This window comes from uncultured Hymenobacter sp. (genome assembly GCF_964242765.1).
Lineage (GTDB): Bacteria > Bacteroidota > Bacteroidia > Cytophagales > Hymenobacteraceae > Hymenobacter.
The window spans coordinates 1-19,582 of sequence record NZ_CAXTBM010000009.1; the positions used below are offsets into that span (position 1 = coordinate 1).

Genomic DNA, 19,582 nt, shown 5'->3' on the forward strand with positions numbered 1-19,582 from the left:
TGGCTACCGAAAGGCGCCATCGAGCACAACCAGAACGCTTACCTGCACAAGAAGAACGGCGCCGCTTTGACGGCGTAGCTCATGTAAAGGCCTGCTATGCTATAAAAAGACCGTCATGCGGAGGCGCAGCCGCAGCATCTTGCTAGAGTGGTAAATAACATTACTACACGAGCGAGATGCTGCAGCTGCGCCTCTGCATGACGGTCTTTTTCCTCGCAACCAACAACTTACTTAGCCCGGTGGATGATGGCCACGCTGACTAGAATAATCACCATGCCAAGTAGATGCCAGAGGTTGAAGTCCTCACCGTCGAGCAGGCCCCAACCTAGAGCGACTACCGGAATTAGATAGGTATTGGAGGATGCAAACAGGGCAGTGGAGCTTTGAATGAGCTTGTTGAAGAGCACCATTGCCACGGCTGTGCTCATGGTGGCTAGCAAGGCAATGTAGCCGAAGGCTGGCCAAGCACCCGGCACAGAAGCTAGCTTATGCAAGAAGCCAGTGCCGAATAGTAGGAATGCCAACGCCGGCCCACCAATGAAGAGCAGCAGCAAACTCGTGACGGCCAGCGCCGGAATACCGTGGAAGTGTTGCTTGATGATGTTCACACTCACGCCATAGCCCAGGGTAGCCAACACAATGTAGAGGCCGTACCACGCATTGCCTTCGCCGGTAGGCGTGGCCTCACCGCCGCTGCCGCCTAGCAGCATCAACACCACGGTGCCCACCAAGCCAAGCACAATGCCCAGCACCCGCAACCCCGTTAGTTTCTGCCCAAAAAAGGCCGCTCCTACTACCAGCGTAAACACTACGGTAAGCGCATTAAGCACGCCTGCTAATCCCGAGGCAAGCCGGGTTTCGGCGTAAGCAAACAGAAAAGCTGGAATCAGAGTGCCTACCACACCGCTGAGCAGCAGCCACTTAAAACGGCCTCGGTCTACTTTGCTGAGGTGCTTCAAGGCAAAAGGTAGCAACAGCAATGCGGCCACACTCACGCGGGCGGCCCCCAATTCCAGCGCCGAAAATACCACCAAGCCTTTCTTCATCAAGATGAAAGACGTGCCCCAAATGCTGGCCAGCACCACCAACAACCCCCAAGCCGAAGCTGGAATTCGGTGGGGTGGGGGAAGAGAAACGGTCGGCGAAGTAGGCGCCGTGGTAACGGCTGGGGCGGGAGAGGTGGGCATAGGGGAAGGGGAGGAACCTACAGGACGACCTGCTGAAGGTGCCGAAGCATCTGGCGTGCTATTGTCTGATCGGTAACTCAGCATCAGTACAGCAGATGCTTCGGCACCTTCAGCAGGTCGTTCCTTTATACTGATAGAAGACAATGACTTACCCCACCAAGACAGGCTCGGCAGCAATAATTTCATCGAGAATGGCGTGAACTTCTTCCACGGAGTCGGTTTCGACGAGGCGCATGCGCCAGCTTTTGGCGCCTTCGAGGCCGCGGAAGTATTGGGCATAGTGGCGGCGCATCTCGAAGATGCCCACCCGCTGGCCTTTCCACTCGATGCTTTTAGCGAAGTGCATACGGCACATATTCACGCGTTCCTCCACCGTGGGCGGAGCCAGCAACTCGCCGGTTGCCACGTAGTGCTTCACTTCCCGAAATATCCAAGGATAGCCAATGCTGGCCCGACCAATCATGACGCCGTCCACACCGTAGCGGTTTTTATACTCCACGGCCTTTTGGGGCGAGTCGATGTCGCCGTTGCCGAAGATAGGAATGCGGATGCGCGGATTTTCCTTGATTTTGGCAATCAGGCGCCAGTCGGCATCACCCTTGTACATCTGCACGCGGGTGCGGCCGTGTACAGTAAGCGCCTCGATGCCAATATCTTGCAACCGTTCGGCTACGTCTTCCACGTTCTTGGTCGAATCGTCCCAGCCAAGGCGTGTTTTCACCGTCACGGGTAAGTGCGTGGCGCGTACCACGGCCGAAGTCATTTCCACCATCTTCGGAATATCGCGCAGCAAGGCGGCACCAGCGCCGCGGCAGGCCACTTGCTTAACGGGGCAGCCATAATTGATGTCGATGAGGTCGGGGCCGGCCAGGGTGCTGATGCGGGCGCACTCGCCCATCGTCGCCACGTCGGAGCCGAATAGCTGAATCCCAATGGGCCGCTCGTAATCGAACACGTCAAGTTTTTTGCGGCTCTTGGCGGCGTCGCGGATCAGGCCTTCCGAGGAAATAAACTCGGTGTACATTAAATCGGCCCCGTTGGCTTTGCACACGGCCCGGAAGGGCGGGTCCGACACGTCCTCCATGGGCGCGAGCAACAACGGGAAATCGGGCAGAGCAAGGTCGCGGATGTGTACCACGGATAAAAAAGGTTAGCGGATTTTGCGCAAATTTACGACATATACACTGCGCAGAACTCAGGTCGTTTTTCGAGTAGTATCTAAACCGGACTCACGCAGCAGGCACTACCGGCGGCGTACCGAGCACAACGCACTAAGCACTAATAAAGATGAAAGGTTTCGTGTCCAGCCGTTTGCACCCCTTTGCCAACTTGCTGCTGCTAGTTGGGCTGATGCTGCTGGCCGCGTGTGTGGCAGGCTTTCTGATGGCGGTGTTCAGCAATCTGCTGTTCGGCGTGGGGCTGCTGGAAATTGGCAACGTAACCAACAAACCCGATACGTACGCCAATGGCTGGGGTGTTTCAATGCTTACGCAGGGCGTGTTCCTGTTTGTCTGTTTTGGCGGCGCGGCCTTGGCGCTGCCACTCCTAACGGGCTATTCCTGGAAGGATTATTTTGCGCCGCGCCGTCCGGTGCCATCTAAGTGGCTGTTGCTGGCAGCCGGTATCATCCTGCTGAGTGTACCGTTCATGTCGGGGCTGGTGGAATGGAATGCGAAAGCGCATTTTCCGGGCTTTTTACAGAGCTTCGAGAAAGATGCCCGCGAGTTAGAAGACCGGGCGCAGACGCTCACCAAATACCTGACCCAGTTCACTACGTTCGGGCGGTTTATGGTTGGTTTGCTCGTTATTGCGGTGGTGCCGGCCGTCAGCGAAGAACTGGTATTTCGGGGCGTGATTCAGCGCAACTTAGTGCAGTGGTTCAACTCCCGGCACGTAGGTGTATGGTTGGCAGCAACTATTTTCAGCGCTATTCACTTCCAGTTCTTTGGTTTTGTGCCCCGCTTTGTATTGGGCTTGGTGCTCGGGTACTTATATGAGTGGAGCGGTAATATTTTGGTGCCTATGGCGGCCCACTTCACCCAGAATGGCTTTCAGATCGTGCTGCTCTATTTGCAGCAGCGCCAGCTTTTAACCACTGCCACCTTCGACCCCGATTCCACCGAAGCTTTGCCTTGGTGGCTGCAACTGCTGTCGCTGCTCCTGACCGGAGCCCTGCTCTGGCAACTCTACCACGACACCCGGCGCCCCACTCCGGATCCGCTCCCTACTCAGTTGCGCACCCTTAGTGGTGGTGGCGTGGCCGCTCACACTGTTCGAACAACTCCTATCATTGGTCGCACCATCAACCACGAGGGGGTAGACGTAACTAAGAGTTAGTTTCGGGCTGCTTTTTGCTAGCTAGCGAGGAGCTCTAGCATACGTACTGTTTGCTTGCGTTGATTTCCAGTGCTTAGTCAACGGGCCGCTAACGCGTTTAGCGAGCAACCAGCAGCGAGCAATTTCAACCAACCCGCAACCTCGATTCCCCTTGTCCGAAATCTCCGCCCCTACTGCCTCCCCCGAACCCACCGCGCCGGGTAAAAAGCCCATGTCGAACCTCACTCAGCGAATCATCTTCGCGGCCATTGGAGCGGCGATGCTGCTGTTTTGCGTGTGGTACAGCGCCTGGACGTTCGCCCTGTTCTTTGGGCTCGTGCAGATGCGGATGTTGTGGGAGTTCTACCGCATGATGCGCGTGGCGGGCTACAAGCCAGCGGCTCTGCTAGGTGGCGGCATTAGTTTGCTGATTTTTGCAGGCGTATTCGGCAACACGTTGTTTGCTTATGTAGCTGATGGGGCAGTGCCGAAAGTTGCTCTTGAGTTTTTCCCGGCAAGATTCGTCGTAGTAGGCGTCGTTATTTTACTGCCTGTTATTCTGATTCTGCGTGAGATGTACGCGTGGCCCCGAAAAAATCAACAAATAAATCCTTTTACTAACGTTGGTATCAATCTGTTGGGGTTGTTCTATGTTAGTCTGCCCATGAGCTTTCTGAATCTAGTAGCTTGTGGGCCAACCGGCTACGATTACCGCCGCATCTTGGCCTTGCTGCTGCTGGTTTGGTCGTCTGACATTGGGGCTTACGCGGCCGGCAAGACGTTCGGTAAGCACAAATTGGCTCCTCAGATTTCGCCGGGCAAAACCTGGGAAGGCGCGGTGGGTGGCTTCCTGCTGACCTTGGCTATGGGGTGGGCCATGGGGTACTTGCTACCCGAACTTTCCGTTGCATACCGCCTAGTGGTAGCAGGTGCGGTAGCGGTGTTCGGTCCGCTCGGCGACTTAGCCGAGTCTATGCTTAAGCGCAGCACTGGGATAAAAGATTCGGGCAGAATTATGCCCGGCCATGGTGGATTGCTCGACCGGTTCGATGCCTTTTTGTTTATTCTGCCAGTACTGGCGCTGCTGCAACTGATGTTGAGATAAAAACGGGACGCCATAAATTTTTCAGCACGGTTCTTGGAGCCGGGCTAGCGGAATTGCTTTCTGTTTCAAAGCAGCCGCGGCCGTTTCGTTGAGTTTTATAGCACTTCATAGGACCTTAACAAGGGTTTCTTGCACCTCGGCGGTTCGCCTCTCGTATGTGCTAAACCCACTACCTTTGACCCGTTAAATCTCGCGCGCGGCTGTTGCATCCCACCGCTAATAGCTGCCGTTTTTATTTCTTCCCCACCCCCAACCCCTTACCCTTACACGTATGGCTGCCACCACGGTGTACAAAGAGCCGGCTCCCCTTGTGGACCGCGAAAATCCCCTCGAATCAATGATGTCACGTTTCAACGTGGCCACGGAAATTCTTGGTCTCGATGATGAAACCTATGAAGTGCTGAAAGCGCCTGACAAGCAGGTAATTGTGCACATTCCCGTTACGATGGACAACGGAAAGGTGCGTGTCTTTGAAGGCTACCGCGTCATTCACAACACCATCCTCGGGCCGTCGAAAGGTGGCATCCGCTACGATAAAAACGTGCACCTCGACGAGGTAAAGGCCCTAGCTGCCTGGATGACCTGGAAATGCGCTGTCGTGGATTTGCCTTACGGCGGCGCCAAAGGCGGCATCATCTGCGAGCCTACTACCATGAGTGCCGGGGAAATTGAGCGTCTGACCCGCGGCTATACCATGGCCATGAAAGACGTATTCGGTCCTGATAAAGACATTCCGGCACCCGACATGGGCACTGGCCCCCGCGAAATGGCGTGGCTGATGGACGAATTCTCGAAGACGGTAGGCGCCACGTCGCCGGCGGTCGTTACGGGTAAGCCGCTGGTAATGGGGGGCTCGTTGGGCCGCACCGAGGCTACGGGCCGCGGCGTAATGGTATCGGCGCTGGCGGCCATGAAGAAGCTCGGTATGGACCCCAAGCAAGCTTCGGCGGCCGTACAAGGGTTCGGCAACGTAGGTACTTGGGCCGCTAAGCTTCTCTCCGAGCAAGGCGTGCGCATCAAGTGCATCTCCGACATTAGCGGCGCTTACTGGAACGAGGCCGGCATCAACATCGACGATGCAGTAGCTTATAAAAACGCGCACAAAGGCCGTCTCGATGGCTTCACGGGCGCCGTTCTGATGGAAAACGCTGATGATCTGCTCACCACTGATGTAGACGTGTTGGTGCCCGCGGCCGTCGAGGACGTCATCACCGAGCACAACGCGCACGACATCAAAGCCAAGCTGATTGTGGAAGGCGCTAACGGACCCACTTCCGCTTCCGCCGACCCCATCATCAACGAGAAAGGCATTATGGTTGTGCCTGACATTCTAGCCAACTCCGGTGGCGTAACCGTTTCGTACTTCGAATGGGTGCAAAACCGCCAAGGCTTCAAGTGGACCGAGGAGATGGTAACCGAGCGCGCCGACCGAATTATGTCGGATGCTTTCGAGAAAGTATACGCTACGTCGCAGAAATATAAAGTGCCGATGCGTATTGCTGCCTACGTGGTGGCCATCGATAAAGTAGCACAGACGTATAAGTTCCGCGGCGGTTTCTAGCCTACTCGTTTGTTTGGTTGCAGCGTTGTTGGCAGCTAGCCGTTAGCGTTTCTGTGAACCCGCTATATTTGCTTGCCGATAGCCCGGGCCGGTGGCTCGGGCTATCTTTGTATAGTTCAGCAAGAGGTATGCCGGGCTCGATAACTAAGGAATTAAGGCTTGCAAGTTCATGTTCCCAACAAAGCGTCTGTACCAGCTACATCAAAACAATCAGCGCAAATCAGTGATTGAAAAGAGCGTCTGTATCAGCGAAGTCAAGAAATTCAGCGCAAATCAGTGATTTATGAAGATTCACAAAGAAGGCCGACGTATCCTGTTTTTCACGCTGCTAGGGTTGCTGGCTGTTAATCTGCTTTTGTTTCGCGTGAATGCACGTCACGTCACTTTCAACCAGATTTTTGCTGGCGTTTCGGTGATTGTATTCCTGACGCTGCTCCAGTTTTTCCGGAGCCCAGCCCGCCGCCTTTTCACCCACGAAGACCTGATTACGGCCCCCGCCGACGGCAAAGTGGTGGTGATAGAAAACGTACATGAGTCGGAGTATCTCGATGACGAGCGTAAGCAAATCAGCATTTTCATGTCGCCCATCAACGTGCACATCACCCGCAACCCGATTTCGGGAATCGTACGTTACTTTAAATATCATCCGGGCAACTATTTAGTGGCCTGGCACCCCAAGAGCAGCACCAAAAACGAGCGGACTACGGTGGTTGTGGAAAGCGAAGCGGGCCCGTTGGTATTGTTTCGCCAGATTGCCGGCGCCATGGCTCGGCGCATTGTGTGGTATGTGAACGAGGGCGACGAAGTAAGCCAAGGCGAAGAGTTCGGCTTCATCAAATTTGGCTCGCGCGTTGATATTTTCGTGCCCATCGATACAGAAATTAAGGTACAACTCGGCGAGAAAGTGAAGGGTGGCCAAACGGTTATTGCGCAGCTAAAAACCGAAGCACCGAGCCTGTTTTAGCAGCCTGTTAGCCTACAAAGTACAGGGAAGCACGCAACGCGTGCTTCTCTCTATTTCAAGCGTTTAGAGTTCAACAACAAAGGCCTGACAACTCATCACATGGTGGGTTGTCAGGCCTTTGTTGCTTTACCTCAACAGCCCGGGATAAGGATTTTGATATGAATACTAGCTCAAACGTGGCCTGACTTAAAGCCAATGAATTGCGAGGTTACTCTGTCTTGCCGTGATACTGAGTCTACTGCTGAGCTATTTCGAACGACAGGTTTGAACTAAGGAAGCATTGAAATCAGAATAGAATCTTTAACTGAAGAGCTTGGATAGTGCCGTGATAAATGGTTTCATTGGCGGATTGATAGAGTTATGGTGCACCTGCGTAGCCGTTGCAGTTGTAGGGTTTGATTGAGGTTGTGAACTCCTGGTGCTGTTAGGATTTTTAATGACGTAAAGACATAAGCCTCGAGGATTTATTCAATCGTTTGCACATGCTGCAAGCTGAGCGTTCCACACAGGTTATGCTATACTGGAAGAAAGGACGGAGTAGCCTCTCGTATTTACGTGGCGAGAGGTAAGTGCAGCAGATGGTTTAGTTGCAGTTTCCACCCCATTAGAACGCGGTTCATCACCATATGACAAAGAGGTTTAATGCTGGAATTACTGTTGTTTTCTCGATCGTCTGATTAAAGGTAGTATGTCATTAACCTGCTGTTTTTCAGCGAGGTATTTTCTCTTTTGCCCACAAAAATTACTGTAATTTTCTATGGCCAACTCTACTTTTCCTAAGTTGTTTTCGCTCTTGCTTGTCTGCATTCCCAAACCCGATTTGGTAGTTGCCGAAAGCTTGGTGCCAAATGCTTTGGCTCGAAGCCATGCCGAACGCCTGAGGGCAGAGGAAAGCCTATGCACTTTTGCACAATCGTTTGCTTTGGCGGAGACATTACCGGTCTACGATAATTCAACAGCAACGCCAGTGCCCGTACGAGGTCGTGTGGTTGGCCCGAACAATGAGCCGATTCCGGGGGCTACCGTGGTGGTAAAAGGCAGCACTGTAGGCACTGCTACCGACGCAACGGGCAGCTTCAGCCTCAATTTGCCTGATGGCAATGTTACGCTGGTGATTTCATCGATTGGATTCGCTAATCAGGAAGTGGCCGTAAATGGGCGTGCTGACCTCACCGTTACGCTGCAAAACGACACGGAGGCACTCGACGAAGTGGTGGTAGTGGGCTATGGCACCCAGCGCCGACAAGACGTAACCGGGGCTATTGCCACGGTGAAAGCCGAGGATATACGCACCCAAGGCACAAATACGGTGCAGAAGTCTCTTCAAGGCCGCATAGCAGGCGTACAAATCGAGTCGTCGGGAGGAAATCCGGGCTCGGGTGTGCGGGTGATTGTTCGGGGTGCGGGCTCACTCAACAACAACGATCCGCTTTATATCGTGGATGGGGTGCAGGTGGACAACATCAACAACCTTCAGCCCACGGATATTGCTTCGTTTGATATCCTGAAAGATGCTTCGGCAGCGGCCATCTACGGGTCACGTGCCGCTAATGGCGTGGTGCTGATTACGACCAAAGGCGGCAAGAAAGGCGAGAACAGAATCGACTTCAACGCCTACTACGGCGTGCAGCAAATAGCCAAGAAGATAGACGTGTTGAATGCTTCGGAGTGGGCCACCGTCAGCAACACGGCCCACGATGCTGCTGGCTTGCCCCGGCTGGATATTGCCCAGAATCCGGAGTCACTGGGCGCGGGCACCGATTGGCAAAAGGAAATTTACCAGACCGCGCCCATGCAGAACTACACGCTTGGGGCCAGTGGGGGCAGCGAAAACTTCACCTACAACTTGTCGGGCGGCTACCTCGACCAGCAGGGCATCGTGAAGAAGACTGATTACGACCGTTACAACTTGCGCTTGAAATCCGACTTCACCAAGGGCCGGGTGCGGATTGGGGAAACCATCATTCTAACCCGCGAGTACTGGCGCGGCATGGCCGGTGGCTGGGGTGGCCAAGGCGGCAACCCAGTGGGCTCGGCCCTGAAGATGATTCCGGTGTTCCAGGTATACGACCCAACCGCCGTGGGCGGCTATGGGGGCGCTTATGGGCAGGTAGTGAACATTGCCAGCCCCGTGGCGCAGTTGAATCTGGAGGTTCCGGAAACCAGAACTATCTCGGCTATTCTCAATGGCTATGCGGAAGTCTCGATAGTGGATGCCCTCAAGTATCGACTCAACCTGGGCTATACCAACACGTTCGGCTCCCACAACGATTACACCTTCCCCTACAAAGTAGGCGCGCTGTTCAACAATGCAGATGCGGACCTCTACCAGAGTAGAAGTCAGATAGAGTATTTTCTGCAGGAGCATACCTTGAGCTACAACAAAGAATTTGGTAAACATAACCTAAATGCCCTGGCTGGATTTACGTATCAGAACAGAAAGTTTGATGTGCAAAGTGGCTCGAAAAGTGGCATGCCTTCCGGTATTCAAGTACTAGATGCAGGCACTGCAAACATTGCCAGTGGCAGCAGCATGACTGAGAGTGCCTTGGTCTCAGTGCTAGGGCGCTTGGTATACTCCTACGATGACCGATACGTGGTGACTGGTACCTTCCGGCGGGACGGCTCTTCGCGCTTCAGCCCTGATTACCGGTACGGTAATTTCCCGGCCGTGGCCCTGGCCTGGAACGTGGTCAACGAATCCTTTTTCCAGCCGCTGCAAGGCGTCGTGAGCAATTTGAAACTGCGGACTAGCTATGGCGTTCTTGGTAACCAGGAGTTTGATAATTATCAATATGACCCGACGATTACGTCAAATGCCAATTATGTACTGGGGCAAGGCCAACTGCTGTGGCCAGGAGCTATTCAGACAACTTTTGCAACACCTAACATCAAGTGGGAAATATCGAAGACCTTCAACATTGGTACTGATTTAGGCTTTTTCGAAAACAAACTGGGGCTGTCGGCCGACTACTTTATCCGGCGCAACTCGGACATTCTGCTGCGAGTGCCCGTTCCGCTGACCACGGGCGCTAGTGCCAACGCGCCCTACATTAACGCCGGCCAGATTACCAACAAAGGGGTGGAGGCCGCCTTGTCGTACAACAACAAGGTGGGCGAATTCACCTACCAGGTCACGAGTACGTTCACGGCCATCGACAACAACGTAGACTTCCTGGGGACGGGTACGCAGCAAATTTCGGGCGGCCAGCCCACGCACCATGGTCAGTCGGCTACCATCACGCAGGCCGGTGGACCAGTGGGCGCTTTCTACCTGATTAAGGCGGACGGCATCTTCAACTCGCAAGAAGAAATTGACGCGCACAGCGTGGAAGGGCAGCTCATTCAGCCCGGCGCTAAGCCCGGCGACATTCGGTTTGTGGACTACAACGGCGACGGTACCATCAGCCAAGACGACCGGCAGTACTGCGGCAGCCCAAACCCCAAGTTCAGCTACGGGTTCGGGTCCAACTCTTCGTGGAAGAATTTCGACCTGAGCTTCTTCTTCCAGGGAACTTACGGCAACAAAATCTACAACGGGTTGCGCGAGGACTTGGAGGGTATGAACCTGGAGTTCAACTACTCGCCGGCCACGCTGAACGCCTGGACCCCAGATAACCCCACGGATTTCCCGCGCGCCGTCATCAACGACCCCAACCTGAATAGCCGGACCTCCAGCCGGTTTCTGGAAAGTGGCTCGTACCTGCGCCTGCGCACGTTGCAGCTCGGCTATACGCTCCCGAAAGGCGTGCTGTCGGCGGCTAAAATCAACAGCTGCCGCTTCTACATCAGCTTCGACAACTTGTTCACCGTCACCAACTACTCGGGCTTCAGTCCCGACTTGGGCCGCTACAACGGTACCGACCGGGATGGCCGGCAAGTGGCCGGCGGCGGCATCCTGGACCGCGGGGTGGACTTTCCGCACGTAGCGTATCCGCTGGCGCGCACTTCCTTGCTTGGTGTGCAACTGTCCTTCTAACGACCAAATTCCCACGATCATGAAAAGAATCCTCTATACCTGCTTCGTCGCGCTGAGCTTAACGGCCTGCACCGAAGAACTGGATCAAGTAAACCCCAACTCGGTAGTACTAACCAACTTCTGGAAAACCGACGCCGATTTTATGTCGGGCATAGCGGCGACCTACAAGGTTTTCCACGATGTGAACAACGGCTACTACGGCGTCCGGGGCATTGAGCTGACCAACGGTCGGGGCGACGATTTCTTTATTCGCAACGACGTGAAGGACTTATACCAGCTGTCTACCTTCACCAACAACCCCACCACGGGTACGCCTTCTTCTATTTTCACGGGCTTTTATACGGGCATCTTCCGGGCCAACCAAATAGTTGAGCAGGCACCGCTGGCTGCTGCCCTTTCCGATGAAGCCAAAAAGCAGTATGTAGCCGAAGCGCAATTCCTGCGGGGCGTCAATTACTTTTTGCTCGCCATTAACTTCGGGGATGTACCTATTGTGACGAAGGTGCCAACGTCGCGGACCGAATACTTTGTTGACAAGTCGCCGGAAGCGGATGTGTGGGCGCAGGCGGTGAGCGACTTGCAAGCGGCAGCAGCAGGTTTGCCCACTTCGTATCCGGCCGCTTCGATGGGCCGCGCCACCAAAGGAGCCGCTTTAGGCTACTTAGGCAAAGTGTATGTGTACCAGAAAAAATGGGCGGATGCCGAAGCTGCTTTCAAGCAGCTAGCCCAACCCGATGGCGCGGCTAAGGCCCCCTTCACGTATGCGCTGGTTTCCAATTTCGAAGACAACTTCAACAAGGCTACCGATAACAATGCCGAGTCGTTGTTCGAGATTCAGAACCAAAACGTAGGCGGTTCGCAGCCTTGGGCCGGGGAGAATGCCAACGAGGCGCTCGGCGTTACTACGGCGCAGGAATTTGCGCCTACCGAAGTGGCTGGCTGGTTCGAGGTTTCGCCGACCGACAAGATCTTCAACGAGTTCAAGAAGGAAAAAGCAGTTGGCGGGGATTTCGACGACCGGATGTACGCCACCCTGGTATGGGATTATCCGGGCGCTATGTACTACAACAAGCCCTTCAAAGACTTCAAGCTGGTGTTCGGCTACAGTTCCATGATTCGCAAGTACCAGAACTGGCGCGACAACAACGAGGGCATCTACATCTCGGAAATCAACGAAAAAGCACTGCGCTACGCTGATATTCTGCTTCTCTACGCCGAGGCCTTGGCCATGCAAAATCGCCAAGTGGAAGCCTATCCGTTGGTAAACCGCATCCGGGCGCGCGCTAAACTGGCGCCGCTGGCCGCTGGCTTGTCGAATCCCCAAATGATGGAGGAAATTCGCCACCAGCGCATGTTGGAGTTTTTCCGCGAAGGCCAGCGCTTCTATGACTTGAAGCGTTGGGGCATCTTGGAACAGGAAATCAAGAACAGCGACAAGGTTGGGCGAGAGTTTTTCACGGCCAAGCACGCGTACTTCCCCATTCCGCAGAACGAGCTGAACACCAACCCCAATATCAAGCAAAACGCTGGATGGTAACAGGTTGCAGCAGCCCGACTTTCGAGCAATGAGTAGGGAAATAAAAAAGCAGCGCTACTATTGAAGACAGTGACGCTGCTTTTTTACTAAGAGGCTGGGTAGTTCTCTGCTTGCGGTCAACTCAGAGCTCAAACAGAAGAGCAGCGCTATCGACTATCGGTAGCCAATTTGCATGCGTCTCAGACGAGGCTGTAGTGAAGCAACGTCATGCCGTCGGGCCAGGTATGAGTGCGCAGGAGTTTGAGCGGCTGCGGATGGCCCTGCTGGCCCCACAGTGGGATGCCAGTGCCTAATAGCCGAGGTACTACAAAAAGCATCACCTCATCTACTAGCCCGGCGGCTAGCAATGGGGCTGCCAGCATACTGCCGCCAACCAGCCAAATAGTGTTTCCCGCTTTCTGCCGCAGCTTCGCAACAAATTCAGCTGGATCTTCGACCACAAACTCAACGGATGCACTGGCAGTTTCTGGTGGCGGATTGTGGGTGAAGACGTAGCTGGTTAGCGCCGGGTAAGGCCACTCGCCAAAGGTGAGTACCTGGTCGTAAGTGGTGCGGCCAAGCAGAGTAGCATCAACGGAAGCCATAAAGTTGGTATAGCTGTAGTCCTCGCCCGGCGGCGGGACTGGTAGCCAATCCACCGAGCCATCGGGCGAGGCAATGTAGCCATCGAGGCTAGCCGCCACGTAGAAAACGACTTTGCGCATCTATCGTCAAGAAGCGAGAAGCAGGAAGGTTAAAACCAGCGCGCCGCTAGAGTCATCAACTGCTCCAATGCCTGCTGATCGTCGTGGTCGAAGTCGTTGAGTTGGTCGCTGTCCACGTCGAGCACCGCCACTACGCCGCCGTCTTTTAATACGGGCACTACAATCTCAGACTTCGACTCCGAGCTGCACGCAATGTGGCCAGGAAACTGCTCTACGTCGGGTACCACCAGCGTTTGGGCTTGGGCCCAACTGCTGCCGCATACGCCTTTGCCGTGCCGAATGCGGGTGCAGGCAATAGGGCCCTGAAACGGACCGAGTACTAGTTCGTTGTCTTTCACCACATAAAACCCAACCCAGAAAAAACCGAAGGCTTGCCGTAACGCTGCCACGGTGTTAGCTAGGTTGGCCACTAAGTCCGGCTCGCCGGTTGTCAGCGCTTCAATCTGAGGCAAAAGCTGGCGGTACTGCTCGGCTTTAGTGAGAGTGGTATCAAGCGTGAGTTCTTCGGCCATTGTATTTCAAGAATATTAGCTGAGGGTGAGGCTATTGGAAATTTTATCGTCCGTCCTGCTTCGACCAGCGGACGCCAGAACAAGCAGGATGGGCGAATAGAATATCCGAGCAGCTTCGCCGGGTACGTAGTTGGGAAGGTAGTGTAGCAATAAAGAACACAAAATAATGAGCGAGGGTTACAAAGGTTCCTTCGTATTGCTACCTCCACCTTATGGCTTCCTGACAGTTATTTATTCACATACACAAACAACTCGTCGTCGCCGAGCTGGCGGTGTTCGCGCAGGCCACTAAGACCGGGCTTCGGGGCCGGCACGCCGCCAGCTAGCCGCCCGGGGCTCCGCAGCACCCGAATTTCGTCCCACAGGCCATCTTTCAACAACGAGTTCAGTACCGTGGGACCACCTTCCACCAGCACCGACTGCACATTGCGCTGGTGAAGACTGCCCAGAATCTGCGGAAACAAGTCTTCGGCCTCTGACAGCATCACGTAATCAAGATGGGGTTTATTGGTCTTTTCGCGGTAGGTGTACACCACGGTTGGCTGCTTGCCATCGAAGAGATGGTGCGTAGGCGGCAAGCTTAGATTTTTGTCGATAACAACGCGCGTAGGATTAAGGCCGGGCCACTCGCGCACGTTCAGGTGCGGATTGTCGTGGAGGGCGGTGCGGGTACCAACCAGGATGGCTTGCTCTTCGGCCCGCCACTGGTGCACGGCTATCCGCGCGAGGTCTCCGCTGATGGGCACCGGCTGAAAATAGGGACCTGCTAAGTAGCCGTCCGCCGTTTCGGCCCACTTCAGGACCACGTAAGGCCGCTTTTTCTCTTGCGACGTGAAAAAGCGCCGGTTCAGCCAACGCCCTTCCGCTTCCAGCAAGCCTGTCTCGACGTGAATGCCGGCGGCGCGCAGCGTTGCAAGGCCGCGGCCGGCTACCAGCGGATTGGGGTCGAGGTTGCATACCACCACTTCGGCCACCCCTTTGGCCACCAGCAAATCGGCGCAGGGCGGCGTTTTGCCGTGGTGGGCGCAGGGCTCCAGCGTCACGTAGACGCGGCTCTGGGGTAGTAGCGCTTCATCGGCCACGGCAGCTAGCGCATTTACCTCGGCATGGGGGCCGCCGTATTGCCGGTGCCACCCCTCCCCGATAATACGGCCTTCGTGCGTTACAACGCAGCCTACCAAGGGGTTGGGCCGAGTATAGCCGGTGCCAAGCCGCGCCAAGTCGAGGGCGCGACGCATCATAAGGTAATCGAAGGGAGTGGGCATGGGGAGGGCGGGAGGATAGGACAAGCGAAAGTAACGTTAAGCGCTGGCTTGGCGTACTTGCGGAGCAAGTGTCGTGTGGTTTCCTATGGTTTTTTGTGGTTTCCGGTTCAGCATCAATTGGTGTTGCTGAGAACGGACGTCCCTGTGCTCGGTGCAGCACCTATTTCCCGCTACTTTCGCCTGATGTCTACGCTTCGCCAACTTTCTCTTACTCTTGCCTCGTCGCTGGAAGCCATTTATCCGGCGTCGGAAGCTAACAGCATTGCTGGTTTGGTGCTAGAGCATCTGCTTGGCGTCACGCCGTTGCAGCGCCGCATGCAAGCGCAGGAAGTAGTGCCGCAAGAAGTGCAAGAGCAGTTGCCCGCCTTAGAAGCCCGGCTGCTGCGCCACGAGCCGCTGCAATATGTGCTGGGGGAGGCTTGGTTTCTGGATATGGCCCTGGAGGTGACACCCGCCACGCTTATCCCGCGGCCCGAAACCGAAGAGCTGGTGCAACTCATCGTTCAGGAATGCAGCCAGGTGAATTCGGTGTTGGACGTGGGCACGGGCAGCGGCTGCATTCCATTGGCGCTGTGCCGCGCCTTGCAGCCTACGCAGGTTACCGCCGTGGATATTTCCAGCGAAGCGCTGGCCGTGGCACGCCGCAATGCCGTGCGCTACGGCTGCGAAATCGACTTTCAACAAGTCGATATTCTAAACGAAAGTCCGCGGGGAATAGCGGCGCACACCTTGGATGTACTGGTGAGCAACCCGCCGTACGTGCTGGAAAACGAACGGGCCCTGCTGCGTCCCAATGTGCTGAATTTCGAGCCCGCCACGGCCCTGTTCGTGCCCGACAACGACCCGCTGCTGTTCTACCGCCGCATTGCTATGCTAGGCACTACGCTCCTGAAGCTAGGAGGTAAGCTGTACTTTGAAATCAACGAGCAGTACGCCCCCGAGACCGTATGTCTTCTAACTGAATTGGGCTACACCGCCGTAGCAGCCCGCCCCGATATATTCGATAAAGCGCGAATGGTACGTGCTACCTGGCCTAACTGAGGAGCTGTTCGCCTTGATACCGATCGGGGTAGAGACACCTGCTTGCTTCTCGGCGGTGAACGACCGGACCCGAGCATGTGGCGCGCACGTCGAGACGCCAGTAGGCGTCTTTGCACTAGTAGGCGGCTAGTAGCGGAAATAGCACCTAAATAAGTAGCAATTGCCCCTTGAAAAGATAGACTCGAGAAATAGAAAAACTTAAGGCTGGTAAACGTTGAAAATCAGGAGAAAACTCAAAGAGTTTAACTCGATTTCCGCGGTAAACTTCTAAAAGCCCTACCTTTGCGGGCTGAAAACCAACGCCCGCCTATGCCCGATACGTTGCCTTACTTTGCGCATCCCACCGCCGTCCTCGACGACGGGTGCCGCATTGGGGCAGGTAGCCGCATCTGGCACTTTTGCCACCTCAGCCCTGGTGCTGAGCTAGGCGAAGGATGCAGCTTGGGTCAGAATGTGTTTGTGGCGGATGGGGTACGATTAGGGCGTAATGTGAAGGTGCAAAACAATGTAAGCTTGTACATGGGGGTGGAATGTGCCGACGACGTGTTTATCGGGCCTTCCGCCGTGTTTACTAACGTCCTCAATCCCCGCGCTGCTGTGGTGCGTCGGCACGAGTATCAGCCAACAACCATAGGGCGCGGAGCAAGCATTGGCGCCAATGCCACCATTGTGTGCGGGGTGCAGCTAGGCGAGTACGCCTTTGTGGGAGCTGGCTCGGTGGTTACCAAGGATGTGCAGGCGTACGCACTGGTGTATGGCAATCCGGCTCGTTGGCGCGGCTGGATGAGCGCCCACGGTCACCAGCTCGCCTTCAACGAAGCTGGCCGCGCTACTTGTCCCGAAAGCGGGGAGCAATATGTACTAGCCGACGGCCAGGTTGGTCGCGTCGGATCCGACTCGTGAAAGTTTCTGGAAAGAATATTAGTTTAAGATCCTAAGACCCTACTCTGTGTACGAGCAACTTATTCAGAAACAAGCAAAATTGGCCGTTATTGGTCTTGGATATGTGGGCTTGCCCATTGCCCTCGAATTTGCCCGTAAACTGCAAGTAATTGGTTTCGATATCAATGCCAAGCGCGTGGAGATGATGCGCAACCACATCGACCCGAGCGGCGAGTTGGAGCCCGAGGATTTCGAAGGCTGTGACATTACCTTCACCGACTCGCTGGAGGTGCTGCGGGAAGCCACCTTTTACGTGGTAGCCGTGCCTACGCCCATCGACGAGCACGCGCAGCCCGACCTCAAGCCGCTGCTTGGCGCATCCACTTCGGTAGGCAAAGTGCTGAAGAAAGGCGATTATGTGGTGTTTGAAAGCACCGTATACCCCGGCTGCACCGAAGACGATTGCATTCCGGTAATGGAAAAACTGTCAGGCCTGAAATTTCACGAAGACTTCAAGGTGGGCTACTCGCCCGAGCGCATCAACCCCGGCGACAAAGAGCATACGCTGTCCAGCATCGTGAAAGTGGTAGCGGGCTGCGACGACGAGTCGCTGGACTGCATTGCCAAAACTTACGAGCTGGTAGTGAAAGCCGGGGTGCACCGGGCCAGCAGCATCAAGGTGGCCGAAGCCGCCAAGATCATTGAAAACACCCAGCGCGACGTCAATATTGCGTTGATGAACGAGCTGTCGATGATTTTCGACCGAATGAACATCAACACCTACGAGGTGCTGGAAGCGGCCGGTACCAAGTGGAACTTCCTGAAGTTTTCGCCCGGCTTGGTGGGTGGACACTGCATCGGCGTCGACCCTTATTACTTGACATACAAGGCCAAAGAGTTGGGCTATGATGCCAAGGTTATTCTGAGCGGCCGCACCACCAACGACAACATGGGGGCCTATATAGCCCGCAAAACGGTGCAGATGATGATTCGGCAGGGTAAAGACGTAGCTCGTAGCCGCGTGCTGGTAATGGGGGCCACCTTCAAGGAAAACGTGGAAGACATTCGTAACTCGAAAGTGGCCGACGTCATCCAGGAGCTAAAAAACTTCTCCGTAAACGTCGATATTGTCGACCCGCATGCCAGCTCCGACGAGTTGCACCACGAGTACGGGTTCCGCCTCACGCCCGCCGCCGAAGTCCGTGATGATTACGATGGCGTCATTGTAGCCGTTAGCCACCAGCCGTATACTACCAAGGACGAGGCATATTTCAAGTCGATTACGTCGGAAAAAGCTGTGCTGGTAGATATTAAAGGTCTGTTCCGCGGCAAGATTCAGCAGATGCAGTACTGGAGTTTGTAAGGTTGAATTGTTGAATTGTTGAATTGTTGAATGGATGCCTGCTGAACGGCCAGCCATTTAACAATTAAACCATAAAACCCGAAAAAATGCGCACGAAGATATTGGTCACGGGGGGAGCGGGGTACATTGGCTCTCATGCCGTAGTGGAGTTGTATGAAGCTGGTTTTCAGCCCGTCATAGTCGACAACTTCAGCAATTCGCAAGAGTCGGTGTTGGATGGTATCGAATCTATTCTGGGTGTGCGGGTGCCAAGCCACAACATCGACTGCAACGATGAAGAAGCGTTGCGGGCCGTGTTTGCCGAAGAAGGCAACCTGCGCGGCGTAATTCACTTTGCGGCCTTTAAAGCGGTGGGTGAGTCGGTGCAGAAGCCGCTGGAATATTACCGCAACAACCTGAATTCGTTGCTGACGCTGGTGTCGGTGATGCGCGAATTTGGGGTAGAGGCGCTGGTGTTTTCTTCGTCGTGCACGGTGTATGGCATCCCCGATGCTTTGCCGGTTACCGAGCAGACCCCTACCAAAAAGGCTAGCTCGCCCTACGGTGCTACCAAGCAAATGTGCGAGGATATCCTCACCGACATTGCGGCGGCGCCTACCAACAAGCTCCGTACTATTCTGTTGCGCTACTTCAACCCAATCGGGGCCCACGCTTCCGCTAAAATTGGGGAATTGCCGCTCGGCGTGCCGCAAAACCTAGTGCCCTTTATCACCCAAACCGCCGCTGGTATTCGGGAGAAACTCACCATCTTCGGCGACACCTACGACACGCCCGATGGCACCAACATCCGGGATTATTTGCACGTCGTGGACCTCGCCAAAGCGCACGTAGTAGCCGTTCAGCGCCTGCTCGACCAGAAAGGCGAGACCCTCGAAACGTTCAACGTGGGAACGGGTCGGGGCAACAGTGTGCTAGAGGTAGTGCAGGCATTTGAGCGTGCCACGGGTGTTAAGCTGAACTACACCATCGGTCCGGCTCGGCCCGGCGACGTGCCCGCCATCTACGCCGACGTCAAGAAGGCCACCGAAGTGTTGGGTTTCCAAACCACTTCTTCTCTTGATGAGGCATTGGCTAGCGCCTGGAAGTGGCAGCAAAGCTTGAAAAGCTAAATAAATGAAGTGTTAAATAGCTACTAGAACAGTTAGCTATTTAACTACCAAACAAAT

At 55.0% G+C, this 19,582-nt stretch carries 15 protein-coding genes; 10 read left to right on the forward strand and 5 right to left on the reverse strand.

The genetic code is table 11. The features are described 5' to 3' along the window. Nucleotides 1–227 precede the first annotated feature (227 nt). Nucleotides 228–1,187, reverse strand: coding sequence for a DMT family transporter (locus ACFE7X_RS05275; RefSeq protein WP_375434618.1), 960 nt, complete (start codon nt 1,185–1,187; stop codon nt 228–230). A 148-nt stretch (nt 1,188–1,335) separates the two neighbouring features. Continuing rightward, complete coding sequence (dusB, locus tag ACFE7X_RS05280; protein WP_375434619.1) at nt 1,336–2,325, reverse strand: tRNA dihydrouridine synthase DusB; 990 nt, start codon at nt 2,323–2,325, stop codon at nt 1,336–1,338. A 149-nt stretch (nt 2,326–2,474) separates the two neighbouring features. Between dusB and ACFE7X_RS05285 the strand changes: the two genes are divergently transcribed. From ACFE7X_RS05285 to ACFE7X_RS05310, 6 genes are all read left to right on the forward strand, one after another. After that, nucleotides 2,475–3,524, forward strand: coding sequence for a lysostaphin resistance A-like protein (locus tag ACFE7X_RS05285; RefSeq protein ID WP_375434620.1), 1,050 nt, complete (start codon nt 2,475–2,477; stop codon nt 3,522–3,524). Between the two features lie 151 nt (nt 3,525–3,675). Continuing rightward, nucleotides 3,676–4,608, forward strand: a complete 933-nt coding sequence (locus tag ACFE7X_RS05290) for a phosphatidate cytidylyltransferase (protein ID WP_375434621.1) — start codon at nt 3,676–3,678, stop codon at nt 4,606–4,608. A gap of 271 nt (nt 4,609–4,879) precedes the next feature. Continuing rightward, nucleotides 4,880–6,169: a Glu/Leu/Phe/Val dehydrogenase gene (locus ACFE7X_RS05295; protein WP_375434622.1), complete on the forward strand. Its 1,290-nt coding sequence runs from the start codon at nt 4,880–4,882 to the stop codon at nt 6,167–6,169. A gap of 283 nt (nt 6,170–6,452) precedes the next feature. Beyond that, the gene (locus ACFE7X_RS05300) at nt 6,453–7,133 is read left to right on the forward strand and encodes a phosphatidylserine decarboxylase family protein (RefSeq protein ID WP_375434623.1); all 681 of its coding nucleotides are present in this window, start codon (nt 6,453–6,455) and stop codon (nt 7,131–7,133) included. A 757-nt stretch (nt 7,134–7,890) separates the two neighbouring features. Beyond that, a complete protein-coding gene (locus ACFE7X_RS05305; protein ID WP_375434624.1) occupies nt 7,891–11,112 on the forward strand; it encodes a SusC/RagA family TonB-linked outer membrane protein in 3,222 nt (1,073 codons plus the stop codon). Nucleotides 11,113–11,131: 19 nt separating this feature from the next. Next, a complete protein-coding gene (locus ACFE7X_RS05310; protein WP_375434625.1) occupies nt 11,132–12,649 on the forward strand; it encodes a RagB/SusD family nutrient uptake outer membrane protein in 1,518 nt (505 codons plus the stop codon). A 179-nt stretch (nt 12,650–12,828) separates the two neighbouring features. Here ACFE7X_RS05310 and ACFE7X_RS05315 read toward each other — a convergent pair whose 3' ends face one another. The 3 genes from ACFE7X_RS05315 to ribD all read right to left on the reverse strand — a co-directional run bounded on the left by ACFE7X_RS05315 (nt 12,829) and on the right by ribD (nt 15,130). Further along, nucleotides 12,829–13,353 carry a dihydrofolate reductase family protein gene (locus ACFE7X_RS05315; protein WP_375434626.1) on the reverse strand — a complete coding sequence of 175 codons (525 nt, stop codon included), beginning with the start codon at nt 13,351–13,353 and terminating at the stop codon, nt 12,829–12,831. A gap of 29 nt (nt 13,354–13,382) precedes the next feature. Then, nucleotides 13,383–13,865, reverse strand: a complete 483-nt coding sequence (locus ACFE7X_RS05320; protein ID WP_375434627.1) for a GAF domain-containing protein — start codon at nt 13,863–13,865, stop codon at nt 13,383–13,385. 227 nt (nt 13,866–14,092) lie between these two features. Further along, complete coding sequence (ribD, locus tag ACFE7X_RS05325) at nt 14,093–15,130, reverse strand: bifunctional diaminohydroxyphosphoribosylaminopyrimidine deaminase/5-amino-6-(5-phosphoribosylamino)uracil reductase RibD (RefSeq protein ID WP_375434628.1); 1,038 nt, start codon at nt 15,128–15,130, stop codon at nt 14,093–14,095. A 183-nt stretch (nt 15,131–15,313) separates the two neighbouring features. Here ribD and prmC point away from each other — a divergent pair, with 183 nt between their 5' ends. From prmC to galE, 4 genes are all read left to right on the forward strand, one after another. Next, nucleotides 15,314–16,171, forward strand: coding sequence for a peptide chain release factor N(5)-glutamine methyltransferase (gene prmC, locus ACFE7X_RS05330; protein ID WP_375434629.1), 858 nt, complete (start codon nt 15,314–15,316; stop codon nt 16,169–16,171). Between the two features lie 309 nt (nt 16,172–16,480). Then, a complete protein-coding gene (locus ACFE7X_RS05335) occupies nt 16,481–17,074 on the forward strand; it encodes an acyltransferase (protein ID WP_375434630.1) in 594 nt (197 codons plus the stop codon). Between the two features lie 46 nt (nt 17,075–17,120). Next, the gene (locus ACFE7X_RS05340) at nt 17,121–18,416 is read left to right on the forward strand and encodes a nucleotide sugar dehydrogenase (RefSeq protein ID WP_375434631.1); all 1,296 of its coding nucleotides are present in this window, start codon (nt 17,121–17,123) and stop codon (nt 18,414–18,416) included. An 86-nt stretch (nt 18,417–18,502) separates the two neighbouring features. Further along, nucleotides 18,503–19,525 carry a UDP-glucose 4-epimerase GalE gene (galE, locus tag ACFE7X_RS05345; protein ID WP_375434632.1) on the forward strand — a complete coding sequence of 341 codons (1,023 nt, stop codon included), beginning with the start codon at nt 18,503–18,505 and terminating at the stop codon, nt 19,523–19,525. Nucleotides 19,526–19,582 lie beyond the last annotated feature (57 nt).